This is a genomic window from Enterobacter cloacae complex sp. 394I7, assembly GCF_057320345.1.
Genome location: NZ_JBXWCR010000002.1, coordinates 289,530 through 308,600, shown reverse-complemented (window position 1 = coordinate 308,600; position 19,071 = coordinate 289,530). Strand labels below are relative to the sequence as shown.

17 protein-coding genes and 1 pseudogene are annotated in these 19,071 nt (G+C 55.0%); 5 read left to right on the top strand and 13 right to left on the bottom strand.

Annotation, left to right across the window (positions count from 1 at the left end; genetic code table 11):
* Nucleotides 1–108 precede the first annotated feature (108 nt).
* The 9 genes from recC to rppH form a co-directional block, all read right to left on the bottom strand.
* Entirely contained in the window at nt 109–3,483 is a 3,375-nt protein-coding gene (gene recC, locus AC2FAP_RS12550) for an exodeoxyribonuclease V subunit gamma (protein ID WP_449541298.1), read from the bottom strand.
* 12 nt (nt 3,484–3,495) lie between these two features.
* On the bottom strand, nt 3,496–3,819 hold the full coding sequence (locus AC2FAP_RS12545; protein ID WP_014171443.1) for a prepilin-type N-terminal cleavage/methylation domain-containing protein: 324 nt from the start codon (nt 3,817–3,819) through the stop codon (nt 3,496–3,498).
* On the bottom strand, nt 3,804–4,205 hold the full coding sequence (locus tag AC2FAP_RS12540) for a DUF2509 family protein (protein ID WP_020883781.1): 402 nt from the start codon (nt 4,203–4,205) through the stop codon (nt 3,804–3,806). Before AC2FAP_RS12540 ends, AC2FAP_RS12545 begins: the two co-directional genes overlap by 16 nt.
* Nucleotides 4,202–4,762, bottom strand: coding sequence for a prepilin peptidase-dependent protein (locus AC2FAP_RS12535; protein WP_449540683.1), 561 nt, complete (start codon nt 4,760–4,762; stop codon nt 4,202–4,204). The genes AC2FAP_RS12540 and AC2FAP_RS12535 overlap by 4 nt, the downstream gene beginning before the upstream one ends.
* Nucleotides 4,753–5,217, bottom strand: coding sequence for a prepilin peptidase-dependent protein (locus AC2FAP_RS12530; protein WP_063214020.1), 465 nt, complete (start codon nt 5,215–5,217; stop codon nt 4,753–4,755). The genes AC2FAP_RS12535 and AC2FAP_RS12530 overlap by 10 nt, the downstream gene beginning before the upstream one ends.
* Before the next feature lie 184 nt (nt 5,218–5,401).
* Nucleotides 5,402–6,196 carry a thymidylate synthase gene (gene thyA / locus AC2FAP_RS12525; protein ID WP_048999247.1) on the bottom strand — a complete coding sequence of 265 codons (795 nt, stop codon included), beginning with the start codon at nt 6,194–6,196 and terminating at the stop codon, nt 5,402–5,404.
* A gap of 6 nt (nt 6,197–6,202) precedes the next feature.
* Complete coding sequence (lgt, locus tag AC2FAP_RS12520) at nt 6,203–7,078, bottom strand: prolipoprotein diacylglyceryl transferase (RefSeq protein ID WP_014171449.1); 876 nt, start codon at nt 7,076–7,078, stop codon at nt 6,203–6,205.
* 213 nt (nt 7,079–7,291) lie between these two features.
* Nucleotides 7,292–9,538, bottom strand: coding sequence for a phosphoenolpyruvate--protein phosphotransferase (gene ptsP / locus AC2FAP_RS12515; protein WP_014171450.1), 2,247 nt, complete (start codon nt 9,536–9,538; stop codon nt 7,292–7,294).
* Between the two features lie 12 nt (nt 9,539–9,550).
* Entirely contained in the window at nt 9,551–10,081 is a 531-nt protein-coding gene (gene rppH / locus AC2FAP_RS12510; protein ID WP_013098553.1) for an RNA pyrophosphohydrolase, read from the bottom strand.
* Nucleotides 10,082–10,544: 463 nt separating this feature from the next.
* On the opposite strand from rppH, the pseudogene AC2FAP_RS12505 reads away from it, so the two are divergent.
* The 4 genes and pseudogenes from AC2FAP_RS12505 to AC2FAP_RS12490 all read left to right on the top strand — a co-directional run.
* Nucleotides 10,545–10,610: pseudogene (locus tag AC2FAP_RS12505) on the top strand (hypothetical protein); the annotation flags it as partial.
* A 154-nt stretch (nt 10,611–10,764) separates the two neighbouring features.
* Nucleotides 10,765–11,457: a DNA mismatch repair endonuclease MutH gene (gene mutH, locus AC2FAP_RS12500; protein ID WP_449541299.1), complete on the top strand. Its 693-nt coding sequence runs from the start codon at nt 10,765–10,767 to the stop codon at nt 11,455–11,457.
* A 128-nt stretch (nt 11,458–11,585) separates the two neighbouring features.
* Nucleotides 11,586–11,804 carry a YgdI/YgdR family lipoprotein gene (locus tag AC2FAP_RS12495; RefSeq protein WP_020883776.1) on the top strand — a complete coding sequence of 73 codons (219 nt, stop codon included), beginning with the start codon at nt 11,586–11,588 and terminating at the stop codon, nt 11,802–11,804.
* Nucleotides 11,805–11,936: 132 nt separating this feature from the next.
* Nucleotides 11,937–12,977 (top strand): NADP(H)-dependent aldo-keto reductase, encoded by a 1,041-nt coding sequence (locus AC2FAP_RS12490; RefSeq protein WP_047956049.1) that lies wholly within the window; start codon nt 11,937–11,939, stop codon nt 12,975–12,977.
* 77 nt (nt 12,978–13,054) lie between these two features.
* On the opposite strand, the gene lplT is transcribed toward AC2FAP_RS12490, so the two are convergent.
* Together lplT and aas are read right to left on the bottom strand one after the other, a co-directional pair.
* The gene (lplT, locus tag AC2FAP_RS12485) at nt 13,055–14,248 is read right to left on the bottom strand and encodes a lysophospholipid transporter LplT (RefSeq protein ID WP_025203340.1); all 1,194 of its coding nucleotides are present in this window, start codon (nt 14,246–14,248) and stop codon (nt 13,055–13,057) included.
* Nucleotides 14,241–16,400 carry a bifunctional acyl-ACP--phospholipid O-acyltransferase/long-chain-fatty-acid--ACP ligase gene (aas, locus tag AC2FAP_RS12480; protein ID WP_020883773.1) on the bottom strand — a complete coding sequence of 720 codons (2,160 nt, stop codon included), beginning with the start codon at nt 16,398–16,400 and terminating at the stop codon, nt 14,241–14,243. Before aas ends, lplT begins: the two co-directional genes overlap by 8 nt.
* Nucleotides 16,401–16,824: 424 nt before the next feature.
* Here aas and galR point away from each other — a divergent pair, with 424 nt between their 5' ends.
* A complete protein-coding gene (gene galR / locus AC2FAP_RS12475) occupies nt 16,825–17,841 on the top strand; it encodes an HTH-type transcriptional regulator GalR (protein ID WP_020883772.1) in 1,017 nt (338 codons plus the stop codon).
* Here galR and AC2FAP_RS12470 read toward each other — a convergent pair.
* On the bottom strand, nt 17,802–18,278 hold the full coding sequence (locus AC2FAP_RS12470) for a GNAT family N-acetyltransferase (RefSeq protein ID WP_014171458.1): 477 nt from the start codon (nt 18,276–18,278) through the stop codon (nt 17,802–17,804). The genes galR and AC2FAP_RS12470 overlap by 40 nt on opposite strands.
* Nucleotides 18,275–19,048, bottom strand: a complete 774-nt coding sequence (locus tag AC2FAP_RS12465) for a GntR family transcriptional regulator (protein ID WP_014171459.1) — start codon at nt 19,046–19,048, stop codon at nt 18,275–18,277. The genes AC2FAP_RS12470 and AC2FAP_RS12465 overlap by 4 nt, the downstream gene beginning before the upstream one ends.
* Between the last annotated feature and the right edge of the window lie 23 nt (nt 19,049–19,071).

Below are 19,071 nucleotides of genomic sequence, written 5' to 3'. Positions count from 1 at the left end.
CAAACTGCGTGCTGGACTCACCAACATCTCTTTCTTTGGGTACATCAGTCCGTGATAAGAAGTGCATCATAAATGAACACCCCATGCTGCGCAATTTTTATACAGCACTCAGGACTGATTAAATTTGAACAACGGTAACAGGTAGCGTTGTGCTTCTTCCGTGATAGCCTCGAAGTATTCAGGCTCAAGCGTTCGCCATAAACGTTGATACCAGACATCCTCACCTTCGCCGCGCACCATCATGTTACCTTCATACACCTGCATGAATTTACTCCGTGCTTTTTGCAGTGAAGCGTCATCCGTTAACATGGCATCATTCTGTGCGTCATAACAAGCTTTTATCCAGGCACCACCGCTCTCGGGCAGTAGCAGGAGCGGTTTATTCATTCCCCGCAGGTAGCCTTCAACGTACAAGGATAAATAACGTAACGCCTGCTCTGCGTCCATCGGTGGAAAGCGCCATTCGCCCTCTTTGCGGACAAAAATACGGCTTTCGCCTTTATGGCCGCCAGCACTGTAGACAAGATGTTCGAGCCAGAGTTGCAAACCTTGTGAAACGCTAAGCATGGAAGGACGCCAGCGCAGGAGCCCATCCGGCTGTACCTGAGTTAGCCAGCCCGTGAGCTGCACACCCTGGCAGTTGAGATCGATTTCAAGACTGGTTCCGGGTTGCCGGCATTCCCTCACGCGTTCTGCCAGAGCTTCCATCTCCTGGCGCTGCGCCTCCCAGACAATTTCTCCGAACGCCCCGTAGGGTAACTGCCCCGCAGCACGGTAGCGGCGGTAAAGCTTGTCGGCATCTTCCTCTTCAACCAGCGCGTTCAGCAGCTGCTGGTTTAACTGATACCGCTCCAGCCCTTCCAACGTAAATGGCTCTGCATCAGGAATTTCACTCTCTTCAGAACGGAAATTGACCTGCAACCGTTGCTGGAAGAAAGCGCGTACCGGATGCCCCCAAAACCGCTGAAGCTGTTCAAAGGTCAGGGTGTCTATCGGGCGAGGATCAAGCTCCTGAATGAAATCGGTATGCGCTCTCCCCTCTTTTTTCGCCGCAGGCAGCCATTCGTGGGCATAGCTCTGATGATCGCTGACCACGTAGTTCACCGGGTCAAACGGCATGCGGCTATGGAAGCGGGTGATATGCGCCTTCACTCGCTGCGCGCTTTCATCACAGTTACGGGCTTCATCCCCCGCCAGATAGTGGCTCTGCCCGATATAATCCGCCAGTTCCTGCACCAGAACAGAAGGAAAGCGCTCGCTGTTGTCCTGGATAGAGCGGCCGATATAGCTGATATACAGCTGACGTTGAGCCGAAATGAGCGCCTCAAGGAAGAGATAGCGGTCATCGTCACGACGGCTACGATCACCCCGCTTTGGATTCGCACTCATCAGATCAAAACCCAGCGGCGCCAAGGCGCGTGGATAAATACCGTCATTCATTCCGAGCAGGCACACCACTTTGAACGGGATAGAACGCATTGGCATCAGGGTGCAAATATTGATTGGGCCTGCCAGGAAACGCTGGCTAATTCGCTCCTGATCGAGCCGTTGCGTCAGCTCATCGCGCAGCAATGACAACGGAATAGCCTCGTTATAGTGGGAACTCACGCCCTCTTCGACGATCGCCTGCCACTGCGTTTCAATGAGCGCCATAGCGGCTTCGGTATCACTGTCCGGCAGGAAGAAATCATTGAGCAATGCCCTGCAAACCGGGAGCCACGCATCCAGCGGACGCGGCTGCATCAACTCAAGCCGCCAGCGGTTAAGTTGCATCAGCAGGGAAGCTAAATGACCAACCAGCTCAGCGATCAACCCGCTGGACTCATCGTAGGGCAGGACTTCATTCCACTCGCCCTGGCTGCTTTCCATCGCATAGCCCAGCAGCATACGCGTCAGGCCAAACCGCCAGGTGTGCTGGCCGGTAGGAGGAAGCTCGAACGCCTGAACGTTGTCATCATCAATGCCCCAGCGTACGCCGGACTCGTTAACCCACTGACGAAGGTAGCGCAGCCCCTCTTCATTAATATTGAAACGTGCGGCCAGGACTGGGACATCCAGTAATGCCAGGACATCTTCGGAGATAAACCGGCTATCCGGTAATGAAAGCAAAGTAATAAAGGCCTGCAAGGCCGGATGAGACTGGCGGGCCCGTCGGTCAGAAATGGCGTACGGCAGGTAGCGTTCACCCGTCGCACTCCCAAAAACAGCCTGAATAAAGGGACTGTAACTGTCGATATCCGCCACCATCACCACAATGTCACGTGGCGTCAGCTCAGGATCGTCCTGCAACATCGCCAGCAGTTGATCGTGAAGGACTTCAACCTCGCGCTGCGGGCTGTGGCAAACGTGGATCGTGACGCTGCGATCGTCGCCGTCCAGCTTGCGCTTACTGTCGCTGCGTTCAAATTCTTTCGCCGTAACGCCCATGACGGCGCGGTTTTCGAGATCCAGAATGTCGAGCTGGATATTATGCAGCAGGCTATCCGGAGCGATCTCGACGAAGGCATCCACATCCCCTTCGCCTGACGACGTGATGTCTGAGAGCATGTGAATGTAGTCACGGCCCAGCTTTCCCCAAGAGGCAAGCAGCGGGTTTGGCAGGTTTTGAATGCCGTGCTCATCAAATAGCTGTGCGGCAGACGCGCTGTCTTTAAACAGTGGCACGGTACGCTCTTCAAACAGGCGTCGTCTCTGGCGAGACACCAGCCGCGAAAGCCAGCGTTCATCCTGAATGTCGCCCCAGTACTGGCGACACGGATTGGTAAAGAGGATATGTATGTCGATGTGTTTACCCAGCGCACTCAGCGCCTGCAAATACACCGGTGGCAGCGCCGAGATGCCGCAGATAAACACGCGAGAGGGCAGCCGGGCTGGTCGCTCAGCGCTGTTTTCCAGTATGGAGATAAACCGCTGGTAGAGGTTTGCACGGTGCCACTTCGGCTGGCCAAGTTTCTCAGTGTGTTCCACCAGCGCTTTCCAGAGTGGCGCCTGCCAGACTTGCGCCTCCGGTAACCCGTCGACCCGCTCGCCCGTTTCCCAGCGAGTCAGCCATTCCGGGCGATACACCAGATACTGGTCATAGAGATCGGCGGTGCGCGATGCCAGCTGGAACAGCTTGCGTTTATCGGTGTCGTCATTGAGGTAGTGGCGTAGCATGACGAATTCATCATGCTGCAGCATGTCCGGCAACAATGCCATCAGCTTCCAGCTCATGCTTTGCTTGTTGAAGGCACTCTGTTCCGGGATGTCCGGCAACACGCGGACAAACATCTCCCAGATAAAACTCGCGGGCAGCGGGAAATCGATATTTGCGGCAATGCCGAATTTACGCGAAAGCGACATCTGCAGCCACTGTGCCATACCGGTGCTCTGCACCAGCACCATTTCTGGCTCAAAAGGATCGTCAAGCCGCTCGCGCTCAACGATAAATTCCATCAGCGCTTCCAGCACATCCAGACGATTTGAGTGGTAGACCCTTAACATAGACGCTCCCGACTACTGGCTAACCGGGCAATGCAGACGCGTCATCTCGCCGCGCCGCCCCAGAGGAGAAATAAGTGTAACCGTGATGCTGACACATCCAGAGAGTGTTGTCTGCCCCCGACTGACCTGCCAGCCTGCCGGGAGAGCAATTGTTGAAAGCTGAGACTGATTCCAGGCATGGTGCCAGAGCTGACGATACTGATTAAACATAGAGAACCGCGTCGCCAGTGCTCGCTGATAACCCGACAGTGCCGTGACGATCATCACCAGCAGCATCATCGCCAGTAATACCTCAACCATGCTAAAGCCTTTTTCTCTGCTCACGGCAGCTGGCATAACGCATTCTCCTTAAGCGGACAAAAATCACTCCAGCCGTGTGGCGAGAAATAGATCTTACCGTCGATGATTTCGCCTCTGCGCCATAGCAGCAGGTCATCACTCCCGGCGATAAGCAGCACACGCGCTTCATTCAGTAGTCGCAGGCAAACTCGCCACGCCGATACCTTTTTGCACTGGATCTCAGGCTCAGATAACCAGCTCTGAACGCGTCCCCATTCAAGCGCTGACTGCACGGATGCCTGCTGTTGAACCGAGCGGCTCTCACCGCCCACCAGTGCGCTAAACGTGGTCAGCTGCTGATTGAGGCCGGTGAGGATCAGTGTGCCCAACACCAGTAAAAGTAACACCAGCGCCAGCGAGGACATCCCGCGCTGCCGGTTCACAGGTTGTACCCCGTGACGCCATAAAAAGCCTGACAGGGGGCCCCCTGCTCGCCCTGACGAAGGGCGGTCATTTCAATATTCAGCTGGGGGGCAAACCCCGCATGCTCAACTTGACTCACCACAAAGTGCTGGATGAGAAGCCTGTTGGGGTCAGTGAGTTTCTCCCATCCTTTACCCTCACACGAGGTCGCCCCATGCAGGGTCTCCAGTGCACCTGATTCCAGACGAAAACCTGTGCTGTCGTTTTCCGAAGACGAGCTATCCCAGTTACCGTTACTGTTTGCATCCCACCGTACAATGACACAGCGACCTTGCCTGCCGATCGTCAGTCCCTGCCCCGCACAGTTTCCGGCGCAATACCCCGCACGCTGAAGCTGTTTGCCGAGGGATAAAAGGCGTTGCCACACCTCCTCCTCAAGCTCCCGCTGACCGGACTGCTGTAAAACAGCCCGCTGCAAGCCCGGTAAAAAGCGCGAGGCGCTTATCAGTAACAGACTGCTGATCGCCGTGGCAATCAGAACTTCCATCAGTGAGAAACCCTGCTGGTTTAGGGACATGAACCTTCTCCTGTGACATTGCACATCCTGATTCGCCCTCCATTCGAGACAATGACGAGCCATTCTCCTGCACGACTTTGCAGGCGTATTCGCCCTGCCCATGCCGTATCCCTGAGTCCATAGAAGCCAAATAACGGCGTTATTTCACTTACCGTGACCTCCGGCCACAGGGAAATAAATACAAACGGACTGCCCTTATCACAGCCCTGCACGAATGCGCTCATCAGACAGGTGACACCCCTGTCGCGTCGCAGTGTGACCTGGTGGTCACGGTTGTGCCGGTTTGCGTCATTACGCAGAAATACCAGGTAATCACGCACCTGCCCGGCGGTTTGCCAGAGCCGTTGCTGCCGTTGCCAGTTGTCCCAGCCGTATAGCCCGGAGGCGCTGAGAATGACCACCAGCGAGATAGCCACCAGGGTTTCGATAAGCGTAAAACCGTTCTCTTTTTTCATGCCGGGAGTGTGGCGAAATGGCCTGGAATTGACGAGCAACGGATGACCGTTTTACGAGCCCTTATCAAGGAAAGTTAAGCGGTTGCAGTGTGTTGCATACGTTCTGGATTACGCGTCGGAAAGCGGGAAGAAGGCGAAAAAAAACCGGCGCTAAACAGCACCGGTTATGTCACGATTGACGGCCTCAGATAGCGACGGGCGCTTTGATGCCAGGATGAGGGTCATAACCCTCAATCTCAAAATCGTCAAAGCGGTAATCAAAAATGGATTCCGGTTTGCGTTTGATAATCAGCTTAGGCAAGGCGCGCGGTTCGCGAGTCAGCTGGAGATGCGTCTGTTCCATATGGTTGCTGTAGAGGTGGGTATCCCCACCGGTCCAGACGAAATCGCCCACTTCCAGATCGCACTGCTGCGCCATCATATGCACTAACAGCGCATAGCTGGCAATGTTGAACGGCAGGCCGAGGAACACGTCGCAGGAGCGCTGATAGAGCTGGCAGGAGAGCTTACCGTCTGCCACATAGAACTGGAAGAACGCATGGCACGGTGCCAGTGCCATTTTGTCCAGCTCGCCGACGTTCCAGGCGGAAACGATAATACGGCGCGAGTCCGGATCGTTTTTCAGCTGGTTCATCACGGTGGTGATCTGGTCAATATGGCGGCCATCCGGCGTAGGCCATGCGCGCCACTGCTTACCGTACACCGGGCCCAGGTTGCCGTTTTGATCTGCCCATTCGTCCCAGATAGAGACGTTGTTTTCATGCAGATACGCAACGTTGGTATCGCCTTGCAGGAACCAAAGCAGTTCATGAATGATCGAGCGCAGGTGGCAGCGCTTTGTCGTCACCAGCGGAAAACCTTCCTGCAGATTGAAGCGCATCTGGTGGCCAAAAATGGAGAGCGTACCGGTACCGGTACGGTCATTTTTCGGCGTGCCCTCATCGAGCACTTTTTTCATCAGTTCAAGATACTGTTTCATGGTTCCTCAGGAAAGTTGTTGCTGTGGACGACGACGATACGCCCAAATCATCATAATGACACCCGCGACAATCATCGGAATGGAGAGGATCTGCCCCATGCTGATGTACTGTACCCATTCGCCGGTGAACTGTGCATCCGGCTGGCGGAAGAACTCGACGATGATACGGAATGCACCGTAGCCAATCAGGAACAGACCGGAGACAGACCCCATCGGACGCGGTTTACGGATAAACAGATTCAGGATGATAAACAGCACCACACCTTCCAGCGCCAGCTCGTAAAGCTGAGACATGTGGCGCGGCAGAACACCGTAAGTATCGAACAGGGATTGCCACTCAGGATGAGACGGCAGCAGCGCCATGTCCTCTGCACGCGAGCCCGGGAACAGCATGGTAAAGGAGACACTCGGGTCGACACGCCCCCAGAGCTCACCATTGATAAAGTTGCCCAGACGTCCTGCTCCCAGACCAAACGGGATCAGTGGCGCGATAAAATCTGACACCTGGAAGAAGTTGCGTTTGGTGCGTTTGGCAAAAATCACCATCACCAGGATCACACCAATCAGCCCGCCGTGGAAGGACATGCCGCCATCCCAGACGCGGAACAGGTAGAGTGGATCGTTCAGGAATACCGGGAGGTTATAGAACAGAACATACCCAATACGGCCGCCCAGGAACACGCCAAGGAAGCCTGCATACAGCAGGTTCTCGACTTCGTTTTTGGTCCAGCCACTGCCGGGACGACTGGCGCGACGGCCAGCAAGCCACATGGCAAAAATGAAGCCGACCAGGTACATCAGACCGTACCAGTGAAGCGAAACAGGTCCTATTGAGAAAATGACCGGATCAAATTCCGGAAAATGCAGATAACCACTGTTCATCTGTCACCACAAGATGTTGTTATTCCGCTGAAAGTGGACAGCGGTAGAAATGCGATTCTGCTGTTAGCAGAGGCTCCAAAGTTGCGAATCATAGCATAAGGCGGACGCGGAGGATGCGCCAGAGATGTAAAAGATGTGTATAGAGGAGTGTGTTATATCCTCACCTCCGCCCTGTCACAAAGGACGAGGACGGAGTGAGGGGAAAAGTACGTATTAGCGACCGCCGCGAATCAGGCCGCCCATACCGCGTCGTTCCATGAAGGCAGCCACCTGATGACGCACTTCGGCGGCCAGCTGCGCTTCAAGACTGCGTTCAGCCAGCTCGCGGGCATCCTCAATATCGATATGCCGCAGCAGGTACTTCACGCGGGCAACCGCACGGCCGTTCATGGAGAGGTGGCGGTACCCCAGCCCAATCAGGATTGCAACGCACATCGAATCTCCGGCCATTTCACCACACAGGCGCAAATCAATATCGTGCTGTTCGGCTTCTCGCGCGATCATCGCTAACGCCCGGATCATCGCAGGGTGCAGGCTGTCATAGATGCTGGCAACACGCGTGTTGTTACGGTCGACGGCCAGAATATACTGCGTCAGGTCATTGGTACCGACCGAGATAAAGTCGACACGGTTAGCCAGCTGCGGCAGCATAAAGACCATTGACGGCACTTCAAGCATCACCCCAATTCGTGGTTTGGGGATCGCATAGCCAATCATCTCTTCGACTTCACGACCGGCACGCTCAATCAGACGCCGCGCCTCGTCAATCTCATCAATGCTGGTGACCATCGGCAGTAAAATGCTGAGGTTACCCGTCGCCGCATTCGCGCGCAGCATGGCACGCACCTGGATCAGGAAGATCTCAGGCTGATCGAGCGTAATGCGTATCCCACGCCAGCCCAGGCACGGATTTTCCTCACTGATCGGCATGTACGGCAGCTGTTTATCTGCCCCGACATCAAGGGTGCGCAGGGTGACCGGTTTGTCGTTAAACATCTGCAGCATGCCCTGATACTGCGCAACCTGCTCCTCTTCAGAGGGAAAGCCACTTTGCAGCATGAACGGGATTTCGGTGCGGTATAAGCCGATACCGTCGATGCGGCTGCCGAGCTTCTCTTCATGCTCGGGGCTTAAACCTGCGTTGAGCATGACTTTGATTCGCTCGCCGCTTTTGAGCTGCGCGGGCAGATTAACGTCATCCTCTGCCAGCTTGCTTAATTCATTCTCTTCGCTGATAAGGCGCTGGTATTCCTGAAGCAGAACCGGCTCAGGATCAACCAACAGCTCACCGCGATAACCGTCGACCACCAGGGTGCGTCGGTGCAGCACCGATGGCTGGATATCCGCCCCCATAACGGTGGGAATTCCCAGCGCGCGCACCATAATGGCCGCGTGCGAGTTCGCCGCGCCATCGCGTACCACCACGCCCGCCAGGCGGTCATGAGGCAGTTCAGCCAGCGTTGTCGCGGAGAGTTCATCGGCAACGAGCACAAAACGTTTTGGCCAGGCATTCGCGCCCTGAATAGTGTCATCAAGATGGAACAGTAAACGCTGCCCCAGGGCGCGTAAATCACCGGCCCGCTCTTTCAGGTAACCGTCGGTCAGTGCCGCAAACTGCTCGGCAAATTTTTCGATGACCTTTTTAACCGCCCACTCCGCAACCGCACCTTTGTCGACTTCGTCAAAAAGCTCGCGGCGCAGACGTGCATCGGAGAGAAGGTGCGAGTAGAGGTCAAAAATGGCCGCCGTCTCTTTTTGCGCACCAGCGGCAAAGCGCTTGCTGTAGCGACGAAACTCATTCGACGCCTCTTCCAGCGCGGCGGTGAGACGCTCGCGCTCAAGCGCTTCATCAAGCGTTGAGGCTTCGTACACTTGCTCCATCAACGGCAGAGTGGCATCCATCCAGCCTTCGGCGATAGCGACGCCCGGCGACGCCGGAAGCGCGCGAATACGCGTATGGCGGTACTGACCAAACAGTGCCGTCAACTGGGACTGGGAGAGGATCGCGGCCATCTGCGTGGCCAGCGTGACGAGGAAAGACTCTTCGCTTTCATCGTACTGACGCAACTCACGCTGCTGTACCACCAGCACACCAAGCAGCTGACGGCGCTGAATAATCGGCACGCCCAGGAAGGCGCGGAAACGATCTTCTTTTACGGAGGGGATATATTTAAAGCTGGGGTGTTTTTGCGCGTCGGCAAGGTTGATAGGTTCGGCGAGTCGCCCAACCAGACCAACGATACCTTCATCAAACGCGAGCGTTACGGTGCGTCCACGTGGCTTTTTCAAACCACGGGTCGCCATCAGGTAATAGCAACGCCGATCGTGGTCGGCCAGATACACCGAACAGACTTCGGTCTCCATCGCAAGACAGATGTCGGTAACCAGAATGTTCAGCGCCTCATTCAGACGCGGCGCACTGGCCACCTTCTCGACTATTTCTCGCAAGCGGGTGAGCATGATTTGCGTAGCTTAACCTCTTTTACGTCGCCAGGCAGGTGCGCTCTGCGGCTTAGGCGGGATCTCCTGAAGCTGCATGACAACACTTGCGAACTCTTTCATCACCCTACGGTAAACATCGCGTTTAAATGACACGACCTGACGAACAGGATACCAATAGCTCACCCAACGCCAGCCATCAAATTCCGGCGTACTGCTGGTTTGCATATTGATATCTGAATCGTTGCCCACCAACTGCAGTAGAAACCATTTTTGTTTCTGGCCGATACAAACCGGCTTTGTGTCCCAACGCACCAAACGTTTCGGTAACTTGTAACGCAACCAGTTGCGGGTCGAAGCCAGGATGCGAACATCTTTTCGGCTTAAACCAACCTCTTCAAACAGCTCCCGGTACATCGCTTGTTCTGGGGACTCTCCCGGGTTGATCCCGCCTTGCGGGAACTGCCAGGAGTGCTGACCATATCGACGGGCCCACATCACCTGGCCCTGACGATTACAAATTACTATTCCTACGTTCGGGCGGTAGCCATCGTCATCAATCACCGGACTACCCCAAACTAAACCTTATATATGAATGATTGTTTCACACTACAGGGAGGTGGTAAACCACTCTCTTACAGGGCTGCAACCTAATAACATTTGAATAACTCACAAATACAGGCAGAGTTATAAACAGATGAGCAGCTCTGAGGGGAATTTTATTCACCTTTTCTGTGGATATAGTTGTGAAGAAGTGTCTGATTACCGATGAACAACCTCAGCCGCCGTCAATCCCTCTCCATTACCGAAAGAAAATAAAATCATTATTTTCATAAAGTTAATCACCATAAAACCAACCCACACCGCTTAATCGTGACGATCGTCACATCAGGGATCGTTGTGCTGATGAAAGATCGAACAGCGTCGGTTTTATCCACAGATTGTGCCAATAAGTTAGGCACAATTTGTTTGAAAATTGGATTTTCGTCGCACGTCAAGGCTGTAAATTGAAACAGTAGTCAGGGTTATGCCCAGTTATCCCACTTTTCTGTGGATAACATGGTGTAAGATCCTGTTCATTGTCAGTGACCAGAATTGAACAACCGAATTTTTGTCCCTCGCCATCCATTTTTTGTGTGCTAAAAAAACCTATAAATCATGCACATGGCATATTCGTACAGAAAAAGTTAAACTCTATCCACAGGGGACAATTTCTTAGTGTATTTTTTAATCAAAAGGTTACCTTCATGCAGTCGCTTTTACCCTTGCTTTCACCGCCGTCCAGCGAAACCCAGTTGCTACAGCAGGCGCAGCGTCTGGCTGGCTTTTCGCTTGGCGAGCTGGCGGCAATGGCTGGCCTGCCGATCCCTCAGGATCTGAAGCGGGATAAAGGCTGGATCGGCATGCTGCTGGAGCTGTGGCTGGGTGCAAGCGCAGGGAGTAAACCGGAGCAGGATTTCGCCGCCCTGGGCGTAGAGTTAAAAACCATTCCCATCGATAGCCTTGGCAAGCCCCTGGAAACGACATTCGTCTGCGTTGCACCGTTAACCGGGAATACCGGTGTGACGTGGGAAACCAGTCACGTTCGGCATAAACTGAAGCGCGTGCTTTGGGTCCCCGTAGAAGGAGAACGTCAGATCCCGCTGGCTGAACGCCGGGTTGGCGCACCGCTGCTGTGGAGTCCGGATGAAGATGAAGAGCATCAGCTGCGTCTGGACTGGGAAGAGCTGATGGATATGATTGTCCTCGGTCAGGTTGAGCGCATCACCGCCCGACACGGAGAGGTGTTACAGCTGAGGCCAAAGGCGGCGAACAGTAAAGCGCTCACGGAAGCAATCGGTGCCCGGGGCGAGCCGATACTGACATTGCCACGCGGTTTTTATCTCAAAAAGAACTTTACCGGGGCGCTCCTTGCTCGCCATTTCTTACTCAAAACGTAGTTTTTTACTTATTTTGAGAGCTCTCAAACATAATCACCTGGTTTTTAAGATTTTACCGCTTCCTCCTGTCGAAATATCGGGTTATTACTACACTATGATTTGATACGAGCCAGGTGAGGACGATAACGATGAAAAAATGGGCAGTGTTAATTTCAGCAGTCGGATTAGCGTTTGCAGTATCGGGCTGTAGCAGCGATTACGTGATGGCGACAAAAGATGGCCGGATGATCCTGACAGACGGCAAGCCGGAAGTCGATGATGACACCGGTCTGGTCAGCTACCGCGATCAGTCCGGGAATAAAATGCAGATCAATCGCGACGAAGTCTCGCAAATTATCGAGCGATAAACAGAGAGAGGTCAGTACCTTGCTGGCCTTTTTGATTTTTTTCTTCCCCTTTTGCTTCCCCTCTGCCATGTTTATATTCCTTTGTCGGGAGGTTCCTGACGCGGTCTACATGTCTATTGAAGGAAGCCGGCTATGCATTATCACCGTATCCCCCACAGCTCTCTGGAGATAAGCCAACTGGGGTTGGGCACGATGACATTTGGTGAACAAAACAGCGAAGCCGATGCCCATGCACAACTCGATTATGCCGTCAGCCAGGGCATTAACCTGATTGATGTCGCAGAGATGTACCCTGTTCCTCCACGCCCGGAAACGCAGGGGCTTACCGAAACCTACGTCGGCAACTGGCTGGCAAAACGCGGCAACCGCGAAAAACTGGTTGTCGCCTCGAAAGTCAGCGGCCCTGCGCGTAACAGCGATGCCGGGATCCGCCCAAACCAGATCCTCGATCGCAAGAATATCCGTGCCGCGCTGGATGCCAGCCTGAAGCGCCTGCAAACCGATTATCTTGATCTCTACCAGGTACACTGGCCGCAGCGTCCAACCAACTGCTTTGGTAAGCTCGGCTACAGCTGGAACGAAAGCGCTCCCGCCGTTACGCTGCTTGAAACGCTGGAAGCGCTGACCGAATGCCAGCGAGCGGGCAAAATCCGCTACATCGGTGTGTCTAACGAAACGGCTTTTGGCGTTATGCGCTACCTGCACCTGGCTGATAAACACGATCTGCCGCGCATTGTCACCATCCAGAACCCCTACAGCCTGCTCAACCGCAGTTACGAAGTGGGTCTGGCCGAAGTGACGCAATATGAAGAGGTTGAGCTGCTTGCCTATTCCTGCCTGGGCTTTGGTACGCTGACGGGTAAATACCTGAACGGTGCGAAGCCAGCCGGCGCGCGTAATACGCTCTTCAGCCGCTTTACCCGCTATAGCGGCGAGCAGACTCAGAAAGCCGTCGCGGCCTACGTTGATATTGCGAAGCGTCACGGGCTCGATCCTGCCCAGATGGCACTGGCCTTCGTACGCCGTCAGCCGTTTGTGGCCAGCACCCTGCTGGGCGCAACGACGATGGAACAGTTGAAAACCAACATTGAGAGTTTCCATCTGGACCTGAGCGAGGACGTGCTGGCGGAGATTGACGCGGTGCATCAGGTTTATACCTATCCGGCACCGTAAAAAAACAAAACGGCAACCTCTGTTGCCGTTTTTAATGTTTGCACCCGCTTGTGAAAAGGCGCTGAAGACGACCCGAATCAGCGGCGGCGCTGCCAGACCCACAAGCCGGCAATCGCCAGCGCGAACAGTCCACCGAACCCGACGCCAATCCCTACCACAGGCGCGCCGGCTTTAACCGCCAGCGAATACAGGCCCAGCATCAGCAGCATCGCCAGGTTTTCACCGAGGTTTTGTACCGCAATAGCATTGCCCGCCCCGACCGTCTGCTTGCCACGCTCCTGTAATAGCGCATTCAGCGGCACCACGAAGAAGCCCCCCAGAATACCAATCAGGATCAGCAGTACGTAGGCTGGCAATAACGCGTGTTGCAGCGCGAAAAAAAGCACCGCAACGCCAATCAGGATCCCTGCCGGCATGCAGCGAGCAACGGTGTCGAGCGTCACCAGTTTTGCCGCTGCCCCCGCGCCCACCACAATCCCGATCGCCACCATCGCATTAAGGTAGGTTGGCGTCGCGTTGTCCGTGATCCCCAGCGCCACCGGCACCCACAATACCAGCAGGAAGCGCAGCGTAACGCCAGCGCCCCAGAACATACTGGTGCCCATCAAAGAGAATCGTGTTTCACCGTTACGCCACAGTACGCGGCAGGCATTGAAGAAGCTGCCGGTCATCGGCTTAAAGCGCCAGGATTGCCCCGGACGCGCCACCGGCAGTTTCGGAATAAACAGGTTAGCGACTACCGCGCCACCGTACACCACAGCACACACGCCGAGGGCCGCCAGCACGTGCCAGTCAGCGAGGACACCGCCTGCGACGGAGCCAAGCAGGATTGCCGCAATGGTGGAGGACTCCATCAGCCCATTGGCTTTCACCAGCTTATCACCGGTGGTCAACTCCCCGAGGATGCCATACTTCGCCGGGGAGTAGGCTGCGGCGCCAATGCCGACCAGCGTATAGCCAATAAACGGATTGAAACCAAAACAAATGCTGGCGGCTCCCAGCAGTTTCAGGCCGTTGGCAAACATCATTACCCGGCCTTTCGGGAAGCTGTCCGCAACCTGTCCAACAAACGGTGCAAAGATAATGTAAGCGCCCACAAACACCATCTGCAGAACCGGCTGACTCCAGTCGGGGTAAAACTCAGCCTTGAGCAGTGCCAGCGTGGCAAACAGCAGCGCGTTATCGCCAAAGGCGGAAAGGAACTGGGCGGCAATCACCGCCATCATGCCTTTTGAGCGCAGAGAGGTGTTAGTGTGTACTGACTCACGCATTATGTTGTTCCGCCTGTTCAACCATGCCCTTGAGGGTCACGAAGTCGGGCTTACCGCTGCCGAGCACCGGAAGCTGTTTCAGGTAGCGAATATCACGAGGTACCGCCAGCTCCGGAATGCCGTGCTCGCGGGCATAGCTGAGTAACTGGTCGCGCTTAAGCTCGCTGTCGGTGGTGAACAGCACCAGCGCCTCGCCTTTACTAGCATCACTCTTCACAACCGTGGCATGCATCTTGTCGGCGGAGACGCCCGATGCCAGCTGTTCAACCATCTCAAGCGAGACCATTTCACCCGCAATCTTGGCAAAGCGTTTTGCACGCCCCTGGATCTGCACAAAGCCTTGCTCATCGAAACGTACAATATCGCCGGTGTCGTACCAGCCCGTTTCAATCTCGCCATTAACGTTTTCTGCAGTCGGTGCTTCCAGCACGCCGGGGTTTTCCACGCGCAGATAGCCGTTCATCACGTTTGGCCCTTTCAGCTGCAGACGGCCGCCGTCTTCAATACCAGGCACCGCCAGCAGACGAGCATCCAGCCCAGGCAGAATTCGGCCGACTGTCCCCGGCTTCGCCGCCATTGGCACGTTGATAGAGACCACCGGCGCACACTCTGTCACGCCATACCCCTCGAGGATGCGCAGACCAAATTTGTCCTGCCAGATCTGTCGCGTGCTCTCCTGCAGTTTTTCCGCGCCAGCAACCACGTAGCGCACGCGGAAGAAGTCATACGGGTTGGCGAAACGCGCGTAGTTTCCGAGGAAGGTTGAGGTTCCAAACAACACGGTACAGTTACGGTCATACACCAGCTCAGGCACAATGCGATAATGCAACGGGCTTGGATAAAGGAAGACTTCGGCACCGGTCAGCAGCGGCGTGAAAAGCCCCACCGTCAGACCAAAAGAGTGGAACAGCGGCAGCGCTGACATAAACCGGTCTTTCGCGGTAAAGTCGGCAATGCTTTTGATCTGCTCAACGTTCGCCAGAATACTCTTGTGACTGTGGACGACGCCTTTCGGGTTGCCTTCAGAGCCAGAGGTGAAGAGGATAATCGCGTCGTCTTCCGGCTGCTGTTTCACCTGGGCCAGACGCGGCATCAGCAGATGAGCAAAAATCCACAGTTTGTCGCCTGTCGTCACGTCCGCTTTAAGATCTTCCAGGAAGACCCAGCGTACCTGGGTAAGCTGTTCAGGAAGATGCCACAGTTTGCCTTTGTCGAGGAACTGGCGGGAGGTAAAGACGGTTTTGATTTGCGCTGCCGTGATGGCGCTGGTCAGCCCTTTCACGCCCGCCGTGTAATTCATCATCGCCGGAATACGGCCACGGGAAACGGCACCAAAAATCACCGCCGCACTGATGCCTGCGTTGGGCAGCATCAGGCCAATCTTTTCGCCCTGCTGACTGTACTTCTCAAGAATACGACCCACGAACAATGTTTTGGTCAGCAGCTTGCGATAGGTATCCGGGGTAAAGTTGATGTCTTCGATGCAGTTTTTCTTCGCGCCGTAGCGGTGCTGTGCCGACAACAGGGATTCATACAGCGTCTCGCGCGGGCGGACCGCCATACGCGCTTCCATCATAATCTGGTGCAGCATCTCCCCGGCAATTTTACGGCGATCGCGTGCACGGGGCGCGTCAGGCATCGGTAACGACGTTGGCGGCAGGATATGCAACGTAATTTTTGGGAACACGCGCTGCTTTACCAGCCCTTTCAGACGGCTGAAATAGGAGCGCTCCGCCCCTTCAATACGCAGTGGCACCACGGTTGCTTTTGACTTCGCCGCGACAAACCCGGCGCCGTCGTAGATTTTCATCAGTGAACCGGTCACCGAGATGCGCCCTTCCGGGAAAATAACCACCGGACGCCCCTGCTCCACCAGACGCACCAGATGTTTAATCATCATCGGTTTGGTCGGGTCGAGCGGCACAAAATCAATCAGCGGCGTGAGCCAGCGCATGTACCACTGCTGGCTGATGGAGGTATAAACCGCAAACACCGGACGCACGGGCAGAAATAGCGCCAGGAGAATGCCGTCGATAAAGGAAACATGGTTTGGTGTGATAAGAACGCGTTCGCCGCGAAGCGCCTGAGCATCGCCAGTGACGCGAATGCGAAAGAGAATACGAAAGAGTGTACGGAAGAACCCAAAAAGCATCTCAACTCCCTTTGCCAGCCAGTGTGAAGGGTTGATAGTAAATGGTGGCAGATTACACGAGAAGTGATACGGGAGCGACTGCAAAGTTGAGGCGAAAAAAAACCTGCGCATCCGCGCAGGTTGGTGCAAGAGAAGAGTACGAAACCGTACTAAGAATTCTCACCAATCAATACCTCTGGGATCTCGACTCTATCAATCTCCCCCTCATCCTCGCCATCGGACAATCGCAACAGCCTGAGGCAAAGTGTAACTAAAGGTTCAGATTGACATTATTCAGACATGACTGGCCGTGTAACGATTACACGGCCAGGGTTGTGCTGCGTCACGTTTGTGGAGGGCGAACCCCCGCGCCCCTTGAATGCACGGCGCTTTTCCGCAACACTATTTCGTGTGTAAACGCTTACCCCCACTAAGAAGGTATGTAATGGCGACAATAAAGGATGTGGCCCGTCTGGCTGGTGTTTCCGTGGCGACCGTCTCGCGCGTGATTAACGACTCCCCTAAAGCCAGTGACGCATCACGCCAGGCGGTGCAAAACGCCATGGAATCATTGAATTACCATCCGAATGCCAACGCCCGGGCCCTTGCCCAACAGTCTACTGAAACCATCGGACTGGTGGTGGGCGATGTGTCTGACCCGTTTTTCGGCGCCATGGTAAAAGCGGTTGAACAGGTTTCTTATCAGACCGGCAATTTTCTGCTGATCGGCAATGGCTATCACAACGAACAAAAAGAACGCCAGGCTATCGAACAGCTGATGCGCCACCGCTGTGCTGCGCTGGTTGTTCACGCCAAAATGATCCCCGATGCTGAACTCATTCATCTGATGAAGCAGATCCCCGGCATGGTGATCATCAACCGAATTATTCCCGGTTTTGAGAAACGCTGCGTGGCACTCGACGACCGCTACGGCGCCTGGCTTGCTACCCGCCATTTGATTCAGCAGGGCCATACCCGCATTGGTTATCTCTGCTCCAATCACCCGATTTCCGATGCCGAAGATCGCCTGCAGGGCTACTACGATGCCCTGCGCGAAAACGGTTTGCCGTGTAATGACCGGCTGGTGGCCTACGGCGAGCCGGATGAGAGTGGCGGCGAACAGGCAATGACAGAACTGCTGGGGCGTGGACGGAATTTCACGGCGGTTGCCAGCTATAACGACTCGATGGCCGCCGGGGCAATGGGGGTGTTAAATGACAACGGAATCGAGGTGCCGGGAGAAATTTCGCTCATTGGCTTTGATGATGTGCTGGTGTCCCGCTACGTGCGTCCCCGCCTGACCACGGTACGTTACCCGATTATCACAATGGCAACGCAGGCTGCGGAGCTGGCACTGGCGCTGGCCGAACAACGCCAGCCACCGGATATCACCCACCTGTTCAGCCCCACCTTAGTCCGCCGTCACTCCGTAGGTTCGCCAGCAGAAGCGGGAGAGGAATAGCGATACAGATGTACCGTTTTGTTCGGGTATTCAAGCGCATCGCCAATGTACTGCCAGCCGTAACGTTCGTAGAAGTCGCGGCAGGCAGACCACAGATGCAGTTCGTGATACCCGGCCTGCGCGGCATAGGCGATAACATGCTGCTGCAGTTTTCCCGCCAGTCCGTTACCACGCGCCGCTTCATCAACGTACAGCGCAGCCAGCCACGGACAAAGATCCTGTCGGGTGATTAAATCGCAGCGCCAGATCCCGACCGTACCCAGAAGCTGTTCGCCCTCCAGAGCAATAAAGGTCAACGGTAACGCGCCCGGCGTCTGGCTATGTTCAACGATGCTCTGGAAAAACGCCCGCGTAAGCCCGTCACCGAACGCCTGCCAGATCCAGTCAGTTACCTGTTCCGCATACTGAGGCGCGGCATAGAGAGGCAGAATAGTCACACCAGCTTCCCCTGAAAAACGGGCACAGACTCAAAAAGATAACCGTCAAAATCCGGCGCATCTTCATCGGAGAGTTCAAGTAAGCTCTTTTTCACATTTTCCAGATGCTGGAACATCGCCTGCCAGGCGCCCATCACGTCACGACGGCGAAGCGCCGCGAGGATGGTTTGCCTGTCGCCCAGCCATTTCAGGCGGTATGCACGGCTGGCGATATGCCCATTGAATTGCTGCCACAGCGGGCTGCTGTCCATGTGGTGCCAGATACTCTCTACCGTTGCCAGCAGCATCTGGTTTTGCGTTGCCCCCGCCAGCACCAGGTGAAACATTTTATTGTTGTCCTGGCTGTTATCGTTGGCGGCAATGGCGCGCTGCTCCTGCTCAATAATACGGCGCAGATTGTCGATGTCTGCGCGTGTCGCCATTTTGGCAGCAAACGCAGCGATGTTGCTTTCGAGGAGCTGGCGCGCCTGCAGGATCTCAAAGGGGCCGACGTCGCTGTTCAGAAAACGTTCTTCTTCGTTTTCGTGTTCTTCAGGAATGCGCATCACATAAACGCCAGACCCCTGGCGGATATCCACCGTGCCCTGCAGCTCCAGCATCAGCAATGCCTCACGCACGATGGTACGACTTACGCCGTACTTCTCAGCAATATTACGCTCGGGCGGCAGACGGGAACCTACGGGATAGTGCCCCTGGATAATTTGCGCCCGTAAATCCTCGCCAATTTCCTGGTACTGTTTTTTTTCCGGCAGGATGACAGCCTTATCCACGTTTTCACCTGTTTTTTCAGTTA

What these genes read in the sequence shown, in the direction of transcription:
- AC2FAP_RS12490 (WP_047956049.1), top strand. Translation starts at nt 11,937, where the DNA reads ATGCATTATCACCGTATCCCCCACAGCTCTCTGGAGATAAGCCAACTG.
- AC2FAP_RS12545 (WP_014171443.1), bottom strand. Translation starts at nt 3,819, where the DNA reads ATGCCAGCTGCCGTGAGCAGAGAAAAAGGCTTTAGCATGGTTGAGGTA.
- AC2FAP_RS12535 (WP_449540683.1), bottom strand. Translation starts at nt 4,762, where the DNA reads ATGTCCCTAAACCAGCAGGGTTTCTCACTGATGGAAGTTCTGATTGCC.
- aas (WP_020883773.1), bottom strand. Translation starts at nt 16,400, where the DNA reads ATGCTTTTTGGGTTCTTCCGTACACTCTTTCGTATTCTCTTTCGCATT.
- lplT (WP_025203340.1), bottom strand. Translation starts at nt 14,248, where the DNA reads ATGCGTGAGTCAGTACACACTAACACCTCTCTGCGCTCAAAAGGCATG.
- thyA (WP_048999247.1), bottom strand. Translation starts at nt 6,196, where the DNA reads ATGAAACAGTATCTTGAACTGATGAAAAAAGTGCTCGATGAGGGCACG.
- lgt (WP_014171449.1), bottom strand. Translation starts at nt 7,078, where the DNA reads ATGAACAGTGGTTATCTGCATTTTCCGGAATTTGATCCGGTCATTTTC.
- AC2FAP_RS12530 (WP_063214020.1), bottom strand. Translation starts at nt 5,217, where the DNA reads ATGAAAAAAGAGAACGGTTTTACGCTTATCGAAACCCTGGTGGCTATC.
- mutH (WP_449541299.1), top strand. Translation starts at nt 10,765, where the DNA reads ATGCAGTCGCTTTTACCCTTGCTTTCACCGCCGTCCAGCGAAACCCAG.
- ptsP (WP_014171450.1), bottom strand. Translation starts at nt 9,538, where the DNA reads ATGCTCACCCGCTTGCGAGAAATAGTCGAGAAGGTGGCCAGTGCGCCG.
- AC2FAP_RS12495 (WP_020883776.1), top strand. Translation starts at nt 11,586, where the DNA reads ATGAAAAAATGGGCAGTGTTAATTTCAGCAGTCGGATTAGCGTTTGCA.
- galR (WP_020883772.1), top strand. Translation starts at nt 16,825, where the DNA reads ATGGCGACAATAAAGGATGTGGCCCGTCTGGCTGGTGTTTCCGTGGCG.
- recC (WP_449541298.1), bottom strand. Translation starts at nt 3,483, where the DNA reads ATGTTAAGGGTCTACCACTCAAATCGTCTGGATGTGCTGGAAGCGCTG.